We start from the raw sequence: 14,766 nt of genomic DNA, 5'->3' as shown, positions 1-14,766 counted from the left end.
CCCGCAGGGCCTGGTAAGGCGATCTCAGCGAAACAGCGGCCGGGTGCAATGCAGCACAATCCAGGCATGGATCTTGCCGCCCTGGCCGCCGTCATCGGCTCGCCGCCCCCTGCCGCCTTTCCCGTCGACTGGCCCGGCGTTGAACAGTGGCTCGGTCTCCGGCTTCCCGACGACTACAAACAGTTCGCGGACAGGTACGGGCCCGTGCTGGTCGGGGAGTGGATCTGGGTCGTGGTGCCCCATCACTCCGACCGCGGCGGCTCTTACCGGCAACTCGACCAGCGGCAAGGGCTGCAACGCGCCATCCGTGCCGCCGACCCGCCGTCGCACCCGTATGCCTTTCATCCCGAACCGGGCGGGCTCCTGGTGTGGGGTGAGTCGCGCGGAAGCGAGTACTACTTCTGGGACACCTCGGTCTCCACCGATCCGAACGACTGGCCGACCAGGATCTTCACCCAGCATTGGCCAAATGGGACGTGGCGGCTGGTGGACGCACCCATGACGGAGGTGCTCGCCGCGCGAGTGAGCGGCAGTCTGGATCTGGGAGAGGCCCTGCCCGCGGTGTCGCCTCCGTACGCCTGGAAATTCGCCCCGCTCGTGCTTGAGGACGTGCCGGAGAGTGCCTCCTTCCCGGGGGTGTCGCTCGCTCTCGAGGTCGCTGGGCCGGCGGCGAGGGTCCAGGCGGCCACGGGCGTGCCCGAGGACTATGCCGCGCTTGTCGGCGAGTACGGCGTGGGGAGGCTGGCCGGCGTGCTGCGGCTGCTCGGTCCCGGGGCGCCGGAGGGCTTCGACGTGGATGCGGAGGAGGCCGTGGTGAGCGAGCGGTTGCGCTCGCGGCGGGCCGCGGGCAAGCGGGTGGTCCCGTCACCGATCGCGCCCGAGCCGGCCGGGTTGCGATTGTGGGGAGTGTTCGACGGAGGTGAGACGTGCTGGTGGCTTCCTGTCAGCGGCGAGCCGGACGAGTGGCCGGTGGTGCTGCTGGACGCCGACGGCCTGGGATGGCAGCGGCTACCGTACGGCGTCTCGTGGTTTCTCGACCGGTGGCTGGACGGGCGGCTGGACCTGCCCGTGCTGTCGCTGTCGGCGGTGCCGCGTCCGCGCGTACTGTTCCCGCCGGGTGTCGACCCCGCCGCGTCCGTAGAGGAAGGGCCGCGAGACGCGCTGGCGCAGTTGGCGATGATCATCGGGGACCCGCGGACCGGTGGCCACACCTACGACTGGCCGGCGATCGAGCGGTCGCTCGGGTTGCGGCTGCCGAGCGACTACAAGCGGTTGTTCGAGGCGTACGGGACGATCGGCATCAACGGCATCACGATCGGGCAGCCGGAGGACCTCCAGCAGCAGCACGAAGAGCAAGTCGAATATCTCAGCTGGGAGGAAGACGAGGCGATGCCCGTGCATCCCGCGCCAGCAGGGCTGCTGTGGTGCGCGAACACCGAAGGCCGCGACACCGTCTGGTGGGACACCAGCGATCCAGACCCCGACCGGTGGACGATGGTCTGGGACGTGGAATTCGACCGGCACACCTTCCCCGGCACCCTGACCGAGCTGGTGATCGCCGACCTGACCGGCAGGCTGGCCGAATCGCTCACCGGACTGGATCCGTCAGCTGACGGGCCCATGATGTGGTTCTGAAGGGCGAGGACGGATCAATCGTCCTTGGATCACTCTTCCTGTTCCACTACGACGGCTGATCGACCGACATACCAGCCATCCGGGCCTCGGTTTCCGCCGTGGATGACGATTGCTGTTCCACCGGTGGGCGCCTGTGCAGCAGAAGTGCGGTCAGGCCGCCCGCGACCAAACCCCAGAACGCCGCGCCGATGCCCAGGATCGTCATCCCCGATGCGGTGACCACGAAAGTGACCACCGCGGCCTCCCGTCCCTCCGGCTCGGTCACCGCGCCGGCCAGCGACGAGCCGAGCGCCGGCAGCAACGCGAGGCCGGCCACCGCGATGACCAGCACGGGTGGGGACAGCAGCACCAGAGCCATGGCCAGGCCGGCGCCGAGGCCGAGCGTCAGCTGCCCGGCGCCGAGGGCCACTGTCGCGATCCACCGGCGGCCGGGGTCAGGGTGGGTGTCCGGGCCGGCGGTCAGTGCCGCGGTGATCGCGGCCAGGTTGATGGCGTGACCGCCGAACGGCGCCGCCGCCGCGCTCGCCAGTCCGGTCGCGACGAGGACCGGGCGCAGGGGCGGCTCGTACCCGTATGTCGCCATGACCGCCATACCGGGGACGTTCTGCGCGGCCATGGTGACGAGAAACAGCGGGATGGCGATGCTCACCACTACGGACAGGTTCAGCGTCGGGGTGGTCAGCTCGACCACGGGCCGCAGCGACGCGCCGGACAGGCCGTTACCGGGCCCGTGCACCGCGATGGCGATGACCGCCACGACGAGCGCACCCGGAACGGCCCACTGCCGCAGGTACCGCAGTAACCCCGCCCAGGTCAGTATGACGGGCACGGCCAGCAGCGGAATGTCGACGATGGCGCGGACCGGTGCGGTGCACAGGCTGAGGATGACGCCCGCCAGCATGGCACCGGCGATCGGACGCGGAATGGCGGCGATCGCCCGAGCCAGCCAGGGCGACAGGCCGGCGAGGACGATGAGCCCGGCGCAGACGATGAACGCGCCGACCGCGGCCGGGAAGCCGCCGGGCACGGGACCGGTCGCCACCAGCAGCGCCGCGCCGGGGGTGGACCAGGCGATGCTGATCGGCATGCGGTACCGCAGCCCGAGGACGACCGCCACCGCCCCGATGCCGCAGCATAGAGCGAGCAGCCCGGACGCGGCCTGCCCCGGCGTCGCCCCGACGGCACGCAGTCCGGCGAGCACGACGGTGAACGAACTGGCGTAGCCCACCACCGCACTGACCAGTCCCGCCATGACGGCCTGCACCCGCACGCCCATCCCCCGCTCCATCGTTCCGTTTACGGAACGAACCATAGCCACGTGGCCCGAGCGGGACAAGTCCGGCAGAGGAATGCAAGGATTGCCGGGTGGATGGCCGTGACACGGAAATCGGGAGCCGGTTGCGGCGATTGCGGGAGGCCCGCGGCATCTCCCTGTCGGCACTGGCCCGCAGCGCCGGCATCGGCAAGGCCACCCTGTCCGGTCTGGAACTGGGCACCCGCAACCCGACGCTGGAGACGCTCTACGCGGTGGCGGGAGCCTTGGGCGTACCGCTGACGGCCCTGGTTCTGGAGCCCGGCGCACCGCCCGCGGAGGCCGTCCACGTACCCGGCGCCGCCGTGACGGCCACGCTGCTTGAGGTCTTCGAGGAGCCGACCGCGACGTTCGAGTTGCTGCGCATGCGCGTCCGCCCCGGCGTCGTACAGCACTCGCCGGCCCACGCCCCCGGCGTGACCGAACACGTAACGGTCTACGCGGGCGTGCTGCGCGCCGGCCCGGCCGACGTCCCCCTGCTGGCCGCCCCAGGTGAGCACATCTCCTGGCAGGCCGATGTCCCACACATCTACTGCGCCGTCGGCCCAGACGAGGTGCTGGCCACCCTGCTGATCCGCTCCCCCCGACAGACCTGAGCCATCGAATCACCCCGTATGAAGGGGGACTCGCGAAGCGGCATCCGCCCCGTCGCCGGGTCAGGGCAGCACCACGCGCCGGTTCTCCGGGATCAGGGCCGCCACCACACATGTCACGCTCACCACCACCGACGCGGCGAACAGCGGCAGCGCCGTGCCGGCGGCCGCGGCCACGGCAGGCCCCAGCATCAGCCCCACGGGCTGCGCCGACAGGGACAGCACGAGCTCGTAGGCGGTGATACGGGCAAGGGCGCGTGCCGGCACCAGGGCCTGCACCGCGTTGTCCCAGATCGGGTCCATCAGGCCGAGCAGGGTTAGCGCCGACGCGTAGGCGACGATCACCAACGGCGCCGACGCCCGCGCGGCCAGCAGGATGAGCGGTACGGCGTAACAGGCCAGCCCGAGGTTGCCCATCAGGATCGGCCTGCGTACGCTCACCCGTCCGGCCAGCAGCGACCCGAGCAGCAGACCAGCGCCTCCCGCCTGAACCAGGACGATCCAGACGCCCTGACCGCCCAGCGAGCCGGCGACGACGACAGGGCCGACAGTGAGCAGCACGCCCGAGGCGAAGTTCCAGGCCGCGTGGGCTACCAGGGTGGTCCAGTACCACCGGCGCGCCCGCACTTCCGCCCATCCCTCCCGTGCCTCCGTCCATCCCTCCCTCAACTCCGGCCGGCCTATCCTGCTGGGCACCCGTGCCGGCCTGGCTCGCACCATGGCGAGCAGAACCGCACTGACGGCGAATCCCACGGCGTCGAGGGCGAACACCGCCGACGGACCGAGCGTCAGCGTCAGGATTCCCGCCAGGCCGGGGCCTGACAGCAGAGCCACGCTTCTGGCGGTGCCCAGCAGGGCGTTGGCCCGCTGCCGCCGCTCCTTCGGCACCAGCTGGACCATCAGAGGCCAGCCGGCGGGCAGCGCACAGCCTGCCGCCCCGCCCGCGATGAACTGCAGGACAGCGATCAGCGGGAATTGGGGCGATCCGCTCAGCAGCGTGGCGCCGATGCCGGCCTGCGTCCCCACGCGCAGGAGGTCGGCGGCGACGGCGACCCGCTTGGGATCGAGGCGATCGGCCAGGACGCCGCCGCCGGGCAGGACCAGGATCTTGGCCAGCAGCCCGCAGCCGAGCACGAGGCCGAGAGCGGTGGACTGGCCATCGTGGCCTACGATGGCCAGCGTCAGAGCCGCAGGCCCCATGAAGTCGCTCATGGCCGAGATCGTCTGCGATGTGAACAACAGCGCAAAACCCTTGTGCGGGCCTGCGCTCATGCCGGGCAGAAGGCGGAATTGCCGACCAGCCACGCGGCCAGCCGCCCGATCTCCTCCTCGTCCGGCACGTCGCAGGCCGCTCCGGCGGGCAGGGACGCCGCCTCCCGCAGCCACTCACCGACCGTGGCGGGAAAGCGGATGGCCTTGCCATGGGTTGCGACGATCACCTCGTGGCCGTCGCGGCACCACAAGATACGCGCGTGCGTGGCCGAGCGCACCCTGGAGGAGGGCGTGGCGGCGGACCGTACGGGTTCGGCGCCGGTGATTCCGTGCGCGGAGGCGACGGCGAGTGCGGTGTCCCGGTCCGTCCGCCTGCCCAGGTACGCCGAGAAGGCGGCCAGCCACGCGGGCGACACCTCACCCGCCGGGGAGACCTCCAGTGGGAAAGCGCGCTCGGCGGCGTCGTAGGAGGACATGAAGCTCGAGATGTTGACGGCGAAGGCCAGGCCGTGGGTCTCGCCGACGTGCCAGACCCCGTTGTCCCACAGGAACGCCTGTCCCGCCGCCGCGGTGAGGGAGGCTCGTACATCCTCCTCCTGGCCGCCCAGCGAGCTGAGGTATTCCTCCTCGGTGCCCTGGAAGGGGCCGTCGTTGACCATCCGCCCGGCGTCCTCGGGGATCCACGCCTGCCCCGTCCAGAAGTGCATGGACTTGGCGCCGGCCAGGACGAGATGCCGGTTGGAGCAGTACTCCCGGTGGATGCCGCCCGGAGTGCGCTGGTAGTCGCCGCAGAAGAACTCGACGTCAGAGCCATGGCGGGGCAGGAGGTCCGCGCCGGGCAGGCCGCGAACCGCCGACAGGACGATCTCGTAGAAGGACCGGTCGCAGGAGACGATGTCCCGTACGTAGAGCAGGATCGGGGTGTCCGGCGAGCGCGAGGCGCGGACGCGGGAGAACCACCGGCGGAAGTCCTCGCTGCCGTCCGTGCGGGGCATCAGCTCCGGCGCCGGGTCGGGTTCGCCGTCGACGAGGACCCATGCGCGCCTGGTCACCCTGCCGTCGAGCTGCGCTTGGATGACACGCAGCCCTGCGTTCCAGACGACCTGCGGAGTCAGGGACGAGCACGTCCAGCCGGACAGGGCGAAGGCCGCGTCCGGCGCCGGCGGAGCTTCAAGGGAGATCATCGGCAGGTTCATGGTGGTGGCTTCCTGGATGCGCGGCGCTCTGAGCGCGAAGAAGGTACTGATCGGTGAGGGTCAGCGAGGGATCCGGCGGCGGGGTGCTCAGGTGGTCGTGCAGGAACGCGACCTGGGCCGCGACGAACGCCGGCCCCCTGTCGGCGATGTTCCGGCGGACCTGAGCCAGTGCTGAGGTGCGGAAGAACCGGGTGTGCGTGGCCGGGCCGCCCTTCAGGTGGGTGGCGGAGGCCAGGTGGGTGAAGTAGGGGATGTCCTGGTCCCGCAGGGCGGCCATCTCGCCGGGCACCAGGCGGTCGTATCTGCTGACGGTTCCGACGCGCAGATGGCGGCTCAGTTCGGCGTCGGCGGCCGGCCAGGAACGGGCGGCCGCCGGCTGCTGGATGAGCCGCAGCAGCCGTGCGTAGTAGGCGGTCTCGCGGATGATCTGCCGTCCCTGGTGCGCGGCCACCCGATCCCAGAACTCCGTGGCGGCCAGCACATGCGCGCGACGGGCCCGGCAGAGGGCGAACACCGTGTCGAAGCCCTTCACGAGTTCCCGCAAGTAGCAGTCGGCGGTCTGGAAGCGCCCGTCGAGGACGGGCAGGTTGAGCGGCGGGGAGTGGGTGATCCGCCGGAAACCGACCTCCATCGCGTCGCTGCCCCGATTTACGGCGAACGGAGTCAGCGTGGAGAGCCGGTCGGAGCCCATCACCTGGTACGCCGAGAAGCTGCCGCGGCCAGGCGTCCGCGGATCCGAAGGCTGTACGAGGCCGGTGTCCACGACGGACTCCAGCGTGCCGGTGGGATTGCGCCAGGAGTAGTTCTGCAGCATGGTCTCGGTGTCGACGAGGACGGGATGCTCCCCGGCCGCGATGAGGTTCTCGAAGTGCCCGTCGGTGAAGTTCAGCAGGCAGCAGGCGGCCAGGAGCACTCCGCATCTGGTCCAGTAGCGGCGCACTTCGGCGGCCGTCGCGCAAGGGGCGAACGCGACCTCCTGCATCCACCCGTGTGCAGACCCCTCGACCATCCGGGGACGCGACGGCCGCATCTCCTTCGGTACGCCGAGCAGGCCCAGAAAGTCGTGGAACAGCGCCGACGAGCCCTGCGGGACGGGTTTGTAATAGACGCGCCCGCCATCGCGCAGCTCAAAGCGCAGGACCTGCCCGCCGCCCGCGTGCCGGTCCCCGCCCACCAGGGCGATGCCCACCGCGGGGCCTGTCAACGCCGGCATGGCGGCCCGTAGCGCCGGCAGGTCGGCCGCCAGACGGCGCACGGCGAGCGCGACACTGCTGGCGGTGGAGTCGGCGATGACGTCGAGTGCGGCCGAGACCACGGGGTAATCGCGGGCGAGCCGCTCGGCTGACAGTTGTCCGTCCTCCCAGAAGGACCGGTACCGTTCCTGCGGCGTGCCGCCGCGCAGGCCGCCGCGGACGGCGGCCCACCCCAGCTCCTCGACCACGACGGGCAGGACCGCCTGATCGAGCTGCAGGCGCAACGAGGAGCTGACGGCTGCGACGCAGCGTGTGACATCGACAGGTCCGGGCAGGGCAGGCGACGTCGCCAGGGCCTTACGGAGCCGCTTCAGAGCCTGGGCGAGGGGGCGCGCGTACAACGGGAGGTAGTCACCGCCCGTTCCATCGTGTCTCGCGCTGTCCGCCACACCGGGAGCGCCGGGCAATGCGCCCGTGCGCCCCGGCGGCTGGGCGAGGTCGGTCAACGCTGTGCGGCGCTCATGACGGTGGTGGTCTTGACCTGCGACACCCCGGAGGCGAGGTCCACGACGCCCTGGCCGTCATAACTGAAGCCAGCGTAAAGCTCAGCGATTCCAGTGTTCATTTCTCATTCCTTTCGAGAGATATTCGCAGTGGGACACCACCCAATAAAGCCACTCGACCGCTGTTTCGTCAAGAGTAATTCAATGGCCGGCTCGCAGACATCGCGCAGACGCGGCGGAGACGCCGCAGAATCACCGGGAAGACGAAAAGCAGACGACTACCATTTAAGTTGGGAGGCGTTCAGAAACGGACTCACGAAAAGGGAGCGCCACGTCTCTGGCTGGGCTGGTTGACCTCATCGCCGATGACGTCACCGACATCACCTGGGACGAGCCGACCAAGGAGATGGTCAACGGCACCTCGCCGTGCCGCAACGGCTGTGGGACCACCATTCCCATCTGCGCCCCCGGCCAGACCAAATAGCGCTCGCCGGCGCGGCATCGCGTCGAAAGAAAGCAGCTCGCCCATCCTCATTAATTCCCCGACCGGCAACCGTTCCCTGAATTTGGAATCGCTGGTCTCCCCACGGCGCGGTTTCTTCATGCTCGGCACGCTGCCCGAGTGAAGTCATCGCCTCAGCAGGACGTCCTCCGGCACGACGCCGGTGACGATGCGAAGGAACCCGGGGCTCGGGTCGACACCCAGCTCCGCTCCCACCAGATCCGAGTAGGCCGTGTAGAGCCGCCATGCGCCCCGCATGTCGCCGAGGCCCACCAGGGCGCTCGCCGTGATCATCTGAGAGCGTTCGTTGAACGGATCCACCGCGGCGGCGCGCCGACCGTAGTCCAGGGATGCCAGCAGGTCCCGCTCGGCCAGGCATGACTCACCCAGCCGCTGCAGCGCCGCCAGTCGCATCGTGTCCCATCGCTCCCGTGCCCGTTCGATCTCCTCGCCGTCCCAGCTCGGAAGGAGCTCCAGATCCAGGCAGGGCCATCGACTCTGTTCGGTCATGCCCTGTTCCGCCGGTCCCGCGAGGCCGGCGGCGGTCGGCCCGATGGATTCCTCCAGGGTCGCCGCCCTTCGGGCCAGCCGCTCCGCGAGCCTGCTCGCGGGCGTGATGTCGAGCGTGACGCCGGCTCGGAGCTCGAGTTGTTCGCCGTGGGCACCGAGCAGGGCGTCCCCTGTCACCTTACGGATCTTCCACAGAGACTGTCGCAGTCCTTTAGCCGCCTGCGTCTGCCTCGCTTGCGGCCACAGCAGGGTCTCGACCACCGGTCTCGGCGTCGGCCCGCGCAGGGCCAGGCAGGCGATCAGCCGCTGAGCCTTCGGGGAGATGGGCACCTCCCGGCGACCGATGGTGCACGCGAACCGACCCAGGAGTCTGACCTGAATTCCCTCCGGGCTTCTTCCTCTCACCGTCGCATGACCTCCTTTACCGCATGCGCACTCAGTCAAGCGAAGCCTGCAACGGGGCTCTGAACGAATTCTCAACGTCCCAGCTCAGCGCAGGGCGGGACACGGTCAGGGACGCTCGAGAGAGGTCATGCGCGCGCGGACCGCCTCGCCCTGCGTGTCGCCGAGGGCGTCGTAGAACTCCGCCGCCCGTTTCCACGCGTTCAGCGCGGCCGTGACGTTCCCCGCCCGCAGGTGCATCTCACCGAGGCGGATCAGCGTCTCGGCGGCGGGATGCAGGTCGTCGCAGCCGTGCAGCAGTTCGACCGCACGCTCGTAACACGCCGCCGCCTGCGTGAAGTCGTCCTTACAGGCGAGGATGTAGGCGATGCTGTCCCAGGCGTGGCCCTCGCCCTGGGCATAGCCCTGATCGGCCAGGAGCCGCTGTGCCCGGCGGCAGTCGGCCAGAGCCTCGTCGTAATGTCCGCGCTGGGCACGCCACCAGCTCGCGTTGTTCAACGCCCGGGCCTCCCCTATGGCATCGCCCGCCTGCTGGAACAGCTCCAGTGCGCGAAGGGAGTGGTGCAGTTCGCGGCCGGGCCGGGCCCGGCTCAGTGAGACGGTCAGTCCCAGATGGACGTGCGCGTGCAGGCCCGGCTTGTCCAGGCCGCGGTGCAGCTCCAGCGCCCGCTCGAAGTGCTCGACGGCCACGTGATCGCGACCGAGCTTGGCGTGGGCGCGCGCCAGGCTGTTGTGGCAGAGCGCTTGGGCCAAGCGGTCGTCAAGTCGGCCGGCCGCCGCCAGGGCCACCGTCTGAGCACGCATGATCTGCTCCCACAGTCCGCGGCGCTGCATGAACTCCGCGAATGCCCACGTCAGCTGCCAGCAGTGCTGATGCAGCCCGAGTTCGCTCGCCTCCGTCAGCAGCGCCGTCAGCACCACCGACTCCTCCGCGAACCAGCGCAGCGCCGACGCGGGTCCGTCGAATCGTTCCACTGTCACGCCTCGCGCCGGTCGGCCCAGCCGCACGGTCTCCCGCTGCGGGTAACAGACGCCGCTGGCGGCGCATGCGGAGTGGAGGTAGTAGTCCAGCAGGCGCCGCGTCGCCGCCCGGCGCGCCGTCCGGCTGTCGATGTCGCGAGCCTGCGCGGCCGCGTACACGCGCAGCAGGTCGTGCAGACGCAACCGGTCGGTGGCGCGGATGTCGACCAGATTGGTGCGATCGAGGTGCGCCGACAGCCTCCGTGCGCTGTCCAGGGGCAGAGCACCCAGGCTCGCAACCGCCGACATCGGCACGTGCGGCCCGGGATACTGCCCCAGGCGCCGGAACAGCCGGGCCGCCGGTTCCGGCAGGTCCCGGTACGAGCGCTCGAACACGGTGCGTAAGTCGGTCGCTGGATCGTTGTGGGCGAACGGTTCCAGGTCCGCGTCCACCCGGGACAGGTCGGTGGCGACATGCGCCAGCGGCAGGTCCATGTGCTGCGCCAGCCTGGCCGCGACGATCGCCAGCGCCAACGGCAACCGGCCGCACAGTCGGATGATCTGCCTGTTGGCCTCGGGCTCGGCAGCCAGCCTGCGCTCGCCCAGCCTGGCCGCCAGCAGCTCGTGGGCGTCGTCGTCCCCCAGAACGTCGAGCTGGAGCATGTGCGCTCCGGCGGTGATGGCGAGCCCGGACAGTTCGGCCCGGCTGGTGATGAGCGTGAAGCACTGCGGGGCGGTGGCCAGCAGTGGCCGAACCTGCTCGGCGCTGCGGGCGTCGTCGAGCACGACGAGGATCCGGCGCGTGGCCAGCATGCTGCGGAAGAGCCCGATCTGCAGCTCCGCCTCCGCCGGTATGTGCGCTTCCCGGACTCCGAGCGCTCTCAGGAAGCGCGTCAGCACCACAGTCGCGTCGACGGGGCCGGCCGTCTGCAGATCCGCGTACAGCTGACCGTCGGGGAAACGCCGGCGATGCAGGTGGGCCCACCGCAGCGCGAGCGACGACTTGCCCACTCCCGGCGGCCCGGAGACCGCACAGACCGGAGCGGCCGTGCTTGCGCCGGCCGCGATCGCGGTCAAACGGCCCAGCTCCGCCGCCCGTCCGATGAAACACGGCAGATCGACGGGCAGCTGCGCCGGGACGGGCCGGACGGTCACGACGGCCTCAGGACTGAGCAGCCGCAGGTGCAACCGCTGCAGCGCCGTGCCCGGTTCCACACCCAGCTCGTCGGCGAGCGTCCGGCGTACCTGCGCGAAGTGCATCAGCGCCTCGGCCGTCCGCCCCCAGGCGTGCAGCGCCTCGATCAGCGCGGCCGCCACCAGCTCGTCCAGCGGGTGCTCCTCGGCCAGCGCCGACAACACCGCGACCGCGCCGGCCGCGTCGTGTCCGGTCACCGCCCGGGCCCACGCCAGCGAGGCCTCCTTTCGCTCGTCGCGCAGGCGCTGGCGGGTCCGTTCGGCCCATTCGCCGCGCAGCCCGGCGAGAGGGTCGCCATACCAGAGCGTCAAGGCCTCGCCCAGTGGCGGTGCCGGATCCGGCGCGTTCGCCGCATCGTCGACGAGAGCGCGGAACCGGGATACGTCGACCGCCGACTCCTCGACATCGAGCACGTAGCCGCCGGACCGGTGGACGAGCGCGCCATGATCGGCCACCACCTCGTGCCGGATGCGCGTGATGATCGTGTGCAGGGTACGCCGCGCACCTGGTGGAACCTGCTCCCCCCACACCCGGGCAAGAAGCGCGTCGACCGGGACCGCGTGCCCGGCCTCCAGCGCGAGCACGGCGAGCACGAGAGCGGCCTGCGGAGGTCGCACCGGCCATCGCTGGCCTGACCGCTCCACTTCCACCGGGCCGAGCAGTCGAATCAGCATGACGCTTCCCATTCTTTCGCCCCGACAGAAGATAACCCGGGACGGGATAGGCCAGGCGCCGCTCAGTACTCGCAGCCGCGTTGCGGTCGACCAGCCTTTGTCGTGTCAGTGTCCGCGTCAGGACGGCATCGGCCCGGTATCAGAACGATCGGGGATGGTGGAGCCCATGAACGGTTCAACGTCTGTCCGTTCGGTCGAACCTCGTAAGAGTTTGAAGGAGCGCAACACCATGTCGATCACCCTTACCGACCAGGACAAGCTCACCCTGCGCACCGCCGGCTGGGGCGCCGTCTCGCTGATGTCCGCCGCCGGTGCCGCCGGCTCGGCGCACAAGGCCGCCACCGAAGGCTCCATCGCCTTGACCTCCGCGACCGGCCTGGTCGGGCACGTGCTGGCCAAGGCGCCCAAGGGCGTGAAGTACGGCAGGACCGTCGCCGCACTCGCCGACCAGGTACTGCCCGCCCTGACCGCATCCATGAGCCTGCTCAACCAGCAGAACCCGGCCGAGGCCGACAACTTCCGCCGTACCGTCATCGTCGCCATCGACGCCGCCACCCGACCCCACAAGGGCCAGCCCAGCCCCACCATGACCGAGATGGCCCGCAAGATCACCGAAGCCCTCGACGCCGCTTGATGAATGCCAACCCGCGACGTCACGGGGTCCCCTCCGGACCCCGTGACACGGCGGCGACATGCCGAGCTGCCCGTTGTCGGCTTCTACTGCTCGTCCTGGGACAGGTGCGTCTTGGCGTCGTCGTAGGAAGCATCGGCGGCGGCCTGGGCAGGCCGGTAGACCAGATACAGCACCCCAGTCGTGAACGTCTCGGACTTGATCAACTCCAGCGGGACGGTCGTGTCTCCCTCGTCGAACAGCCGCTCGCCCTTGCGGACCGCGATCGGGTGCACCAGCAGATGCAGCTCATCCAGCAGCCCCGCCTGCAACAACTGGCGGACCACCGAGACCGAACCACTCACCGCGATCCGACCGCCCGGCTCGTTCTTCAGCGCCGTCACGGCCTCCACCAGATCGCCCTGAAGCAGCTCGGAGTTACGCCAGGTGAACTCCAAAGGCTGGCGCGACACCACGATCTTCCGCGCCTCGCCCAGCGTCTTGGCGAAACCGGCGTCTTCGCCACCCTCCGCCTCCCGCTCCGGCCACGCCCCAGCGAAGCTGTCATAGGTCTTGCGGCCCAGGAGCAGCGTGTCGGCCATCTGGCCGCCCACAGCCGCACCCATCTCGTCGTTGAAGTACGGGAAATGCCACTCCGCCGGCTCCTCGACAACGCCGTCGAGGGAGATGAAGAGGCTTGCGGCGATCGTCCTCATGATGTTCCTCCTGGTAAGGACCGGTTCTCGATGTGCCTGAAGCCTCGCAGAGCCGACTTACGACTCTCTTAAGGTGCAGCACAATCCAGGCATGGATCTTGCCGTCCAGGCCGGCGGAACGCCTAGGGATTGCCGAAGAACGGCTGGTAGTTCGCGTTACCCGAGTTGGGCGCGTCGCGCAGATGCCACTGGAGCCTGGCCCCGTCCGAGTACACGTCGCCTATGCCGTCGCCGCCGATACCATCCCAGTTGCCCACGACGGCGCACCCGGAGGGAAAAGCCTTGCCATAGGGGAACGTGGTTTGCGGGCTCCCGCCGAGCATGTCGTTGCGCAATGCCCAGAGATAGTCGCCGTTGGAATTGGCTCCCAGAGCCACCGGGCCGTCACCGCCGATACCGTCCCAGTTGCCGGCGGCCGGGAGCCTGGCGGTGAAATTACCGGTATAAGCGAAGTTGTAGTCCGCGTTTCCCGCGTTCGCTCCATTGCGCAGATGCCAGCCGCCCCCCGGTGAAACGACTCCCACGCCATCACCGCCTTGGCCGTCCCAGTTACCCGTCACGGGGTAGTCGTTACCGGATCCGTAGACGAAGTGATATTCGGCCACTCCACCGTTCGCGCCTTGGCGGACGTACCAATCCCATTGGTTGTCGGAGGTCACGCGGACGACGCCGATGCCGTCGCCACCGATGCCGTCCCAGTTGCCCACGACGGGGATGTCCGTCGGGAGCCCGAAGTTGAACGTGGTCTCGGACCCGCCGAGGACTCCATTGCGCAGGTGCCAGGACAAACCATCGGCAGTCTTGGTCACAGTGCCGATGCCGTCGCCGCCGATGCCGTCCCAGTTCCCACTGATCACGTACGTGTTTCCGAGCGGACAGCCCACCAGGCTCGATAACGGACCGGCCGGGCTGGCGGGATCGGTTTTCGCCGTCGCCCCGGCCGGGGTGGCGATCAGCACGCCCGCCATGGTGGTCGCGATCGCGGCCAGTTTCGAGACTTTTCTCATTTCGCTTTCCTTCCTCGCCCGACCATCGGACTCAACCGAATTCTGCACCCTTCAATAACGCCGGACAAAGGACAATGTGCGGGCATGTTCCGGCCATTTAATGTGCGAAAGTGAATTCAGCCGACGATCACCAGGGTGAGGAACCTCTCCAGGAGGTGGTTCGTTGCCCGGATAGGTTGCCGACCAATCGGGAGTCTCAGCATGGAAGTCACCGGCATCATCTCCGGCCTCATCATCGGCATCGTCATCGGCGCTCTGGGACGGCTCGTCGTCCCCGGACGCCAGCGCATCCCCATCTGGCTGACCATCGTGATCGGCGTTGTCGCGGCGCTCGTCGGCACCGCCTTCGCCGCCGCGCTCGGCGTGGCCGACACCCGCGGCATCGACTGGATCGAGCTCGGCATCCAGGTCGCCCTGGCCGCGCTGGGCGTCTCTCTGACAGTCGGCCTGTACGGCAAACGCGGAAGATAGAGCGTCCCGGCCACGGGTTGTGCCCGTGGCCGTTCGCTTGCCTGGGAGCCCAGGGAACCTCCGTCTAGGTCACCC

At 69.5% G+C, this 14,766-nt stretch carries 13 protein-coding genes; 4 read left to right on the top strand and 9 right to left on the bottom strand.

Translation table 11 applies throughout. From position 1 onward, the window contains the following. Window positions 1–66: 66 nt before the first annotated feature. Window positions 67–1,635: an SMI1/KNR4 family protein gene (locus tag AB0B64_RS19375; protein ID WP_358178756.1), complete on the top strand. Its 1,569-nt coding sequence runs from the start codon at window positions 67–69 to the stop codon at window positions 1,633–1,635. Between the two features lie 46 nt (window positions 1,636–1,681). Here AB0B64_RS19375 and AB0B64_RS19370 read toward each other — a convergent pair whose 3' ends face one another. Next, window positions 1,682–2,911 carry a benzoate/H(+) symporter BenE family transporter gene (locus AB0B64_RS19370; RefSeq protein ID WP_358178754.1) on the bottom strand — a complete coding sequence of 410 codons (1,230 nt, stop codon included), beginning with the start codon at window positions 2,909–2,911 and terminating at the stop codon, window positions 1,682–1,684. 89 nt (window positions 2,912–3,000) lie between these two features. Here AB0B64_RS19370 and AB0B64_RS19365 point away from each other — a divergent pair, with 89 nt between their 5' ends. After that, complete coding sequence (locus AB0B64_RS19365; protein ID WP_358178752.1) at window positions 3,001–3,543, top strand: XRE family transcriptional regulator; 543 nt, start codon at window positions 3,001–3,003, stop codon at window positions 3,541–3,543. Between the two features lie 60 nt (window positions 3,544–3,603). Here the strand turns inward: AB0B64_RS19365 and AB0B64_RS19360 are convergent, their stop codons facing one another. The 6 genes from AB0B64_RS19360 to AB0B64_RS19335 all read right to left on the bottom strand — a co-directional run bounded on the left by AB0B64_RS19360 (window position 3,604) and on the right by AB0B64_RS19335 (window position 11,887). Beyond that, a complete protein-coding gene (locus tag AB0B64_RS19360; protein ID WP_358178750.1) occupies window positions 3,604–4,812 on the bottom strand; it encodes an MFS transporter in 1,209 nt (402 codons plus the stop codon). Then, a complete protein-coding gene (locus tag AB0B64_RS19355; RefSeq protein WP_357943560.1) occupies window positions 4,809–5,936 on the bottom strand; it encodes a hypothetical protein in 1,128 nt (375 codons plus the stop codon). Before AB0B64_RS19355 ends, AB0B64_RS19360 begins: the two co-directional genes overlap by 4 nt. Further along, on the bottom strand, window positions 5,923–7,425 hold the full coding sequence (locus AB0B64_RS19350; RefSeq protein WP_357943558.1) for a DUF4135 domain-containing protein: 1,503 nt from the start codon (window positions 7,423–7,425) through the stop codon (window positions 5,923–5,925). Before AB0B64_RS19350 ends, AB0B64_RS19355 begins: the two co-directional genes overlap by 14 nt. Before the next feature lie 218 nt (window positions 7,426–7,643). Further along, entirely contained in the window at window positions 7,644–7,766 is a 123-nt protein-coding gene (locus tag AB0B64_RS19345; RefSeq protein WP_357943556.1) for a hypothetical protein, read from the bottom strand. 506 nt (window positions 7,767–8,272) lie between these two features. Beyond that, a complete protein-coding gene (locus AB0B64_RS19340) occupies window positions 8,273–8,986 on the bottom strand; it encodes a BTAD domain-containing putative transcriptional regulator (protein ID WP_357943554.1) in 714 nt (237 codons plus the stop codon). Between the two features lie 180 nt (window positions 8,987–9,166). Next, window positions 9,167–11,887, bottom strand: coding sequence for a BTAD domain-containing putative transcriptional regulator (locus AB0B64_RS19335; RefSeq protein ID WP_357943552.1), 2,721 nt, complete (start codon window positions 11,885–11,887; stop codon window positions 9,167–9,169). 229 nt (window positions 11,888–12,116) lie between these two features. Between AB0B64_RS19335 and AB0B64_RS19330 the strand changes: the two genes are divergently transcribed. After that, window positions 12,117–12,521: a hypothetical protein gene (locus tag AB0B64_RS19330; protein WP_357943550.1), complete on the top strand. Its 405-nt coding sequence runs from the start codon at window positions 12,117–12,119 to the stop codon at window positions 12,519–12,521. 83 nt (window positions 12,522–12,604) lie between these two features. On the opposite strand, the gene AB0B64_RS19325 is transcribed toward AB0B64_RS19330, so the two are convergent. Continuing rightward, window positions 12,605–13,213 carry a dihydrofolate reductase family protein gene (locus AB0B64_RS19325; protein WP_357943548.1) on the bottom strand — a complete coding sequence of 203 codons (609 nt, stop codon included), beginning with the start codon at window positions 13,211–13,213 and terminating at the stop codon, window positions 12,605–12,607. Between the two features lie 122 nt (window positions 13,214–13,335). Then, window positions 13,336–14,220, bottom strand: a complete 885-nt coding sequence (locus AB0B64_RS19320; protein WP_357943546.1) for a hypothetical protein — start codon at window positions 14,218–14,220, stop codon at window positions 13,336–13,338. Window positions 14,221–14,421: 201 nt separating this feature from the next. On the opposite strand from AB0B64_RS19320, the gene AB0B64_RS19315 reads away from it, so the two are divergent. Next, window positions 14,422–14,691 (top strand): GlsB/YeaQ/YmgE family stress response membrane protein, encoded by a 270-nt coding sequence (locus AB0B64_RS19315; RefSeq protein ID WP_357943544.1) that lies wholly within the window; start codon window positions 14,422–14,424, stop codon window positions 14,689–14,691. Window positions 14,692–14,766: the final 75 nt, after the last annotated feature.

The sequence above is a fragment of the Nonomuraea sp. NPDC049129 genome (assembly GCF_040648495.1).
Classification (GTDB): Bacteria; Actinomycetota; Actinomycetes; order Streptosporangiales; family Streptosporangiaceae; genus Nonomuraea.
Note: the sequence above shows the minus strand (reverse complement) of the source record. Positions and strands in the feature narration are given on the sequence as shown.

Excerpts from the sequence above, each read along its gene's own strand:
- AB0B64_RS19320 (WP_357943546.1), bottom strand. The coding sequence starts at position 14,220 with ATGAGAAAAGTCTCGAAACTGGCCGCGATCGCGACCACCATGGCGGGC.
- AB0B64_RS19370 (WP_358178754.1), bottom strand. The coding sequence starts at position 2,911 with ATGGGCGTGCGGGTGCAGGCCGTCATGGCGGGACTGGTCAGTGCGGTG.
- AB0B64_RS19335 (WP_357943552.1), bottom strand. The coding sequence starts at position 11,887 with ATGCTGATTCGACTGCTCGGCCCGGTGGAAGTGGAGCGGTCAGGCCAG.
- AB0B64_RS19375 (WP_358178756.1), top strand. The coding sequence starts at position 67 with ATGGATCTTGCCGCCCTGGCCGCCGTCATCGGCTCGCCGCCCCCTGCC.
- AB0B64_RS19345 (WP_357943556.1), bottom strand. The coding sequence starts at position 7,766 with ATGAACACTGGAATCGCTGAGCTTTACGCTGGCTTCAGTTATGACGGC.
- AB0B64_RS19325 (WP_357943548.1), bottom strand. The coding sequence starts at position 13,213 with ATGAGGACGATCGCCGCAAGCCTCTTCATCTCCCTCGACGGCGTTGTC.
- AB0B64_RS19360 (WP_358178750.1), bottom strand. The coding sequence starts at position 4,812 with ATGAGCGCAGGCCCGCACAAGGGTTTTGCGCTGTTGTTCACATCGCAG.
- AB0B64_RS19355 (WP_357943560.1), bottom strand. The coding sequence starts at position 5,936 with ATGATCTCCCTTGAAGCTCCGCCGGCGCCGGACGCGGCCTTCGCCCTG.
- AB0B64_RS19330 (WP_357943550.1), top strand. The coding sequence starts at position 12,117 with ATGTCGATCACCCTTACCGACCAGGACAAGCTCACCCTGCGCACCGCC.
- AB0B64_RS19315 (WP_357943544.1), top strand. The coding sequence starts at position 14,422 with ATGGAAGTCACCGGCATCATCTCCGGCCTCATCATCGGCATCGTCATC.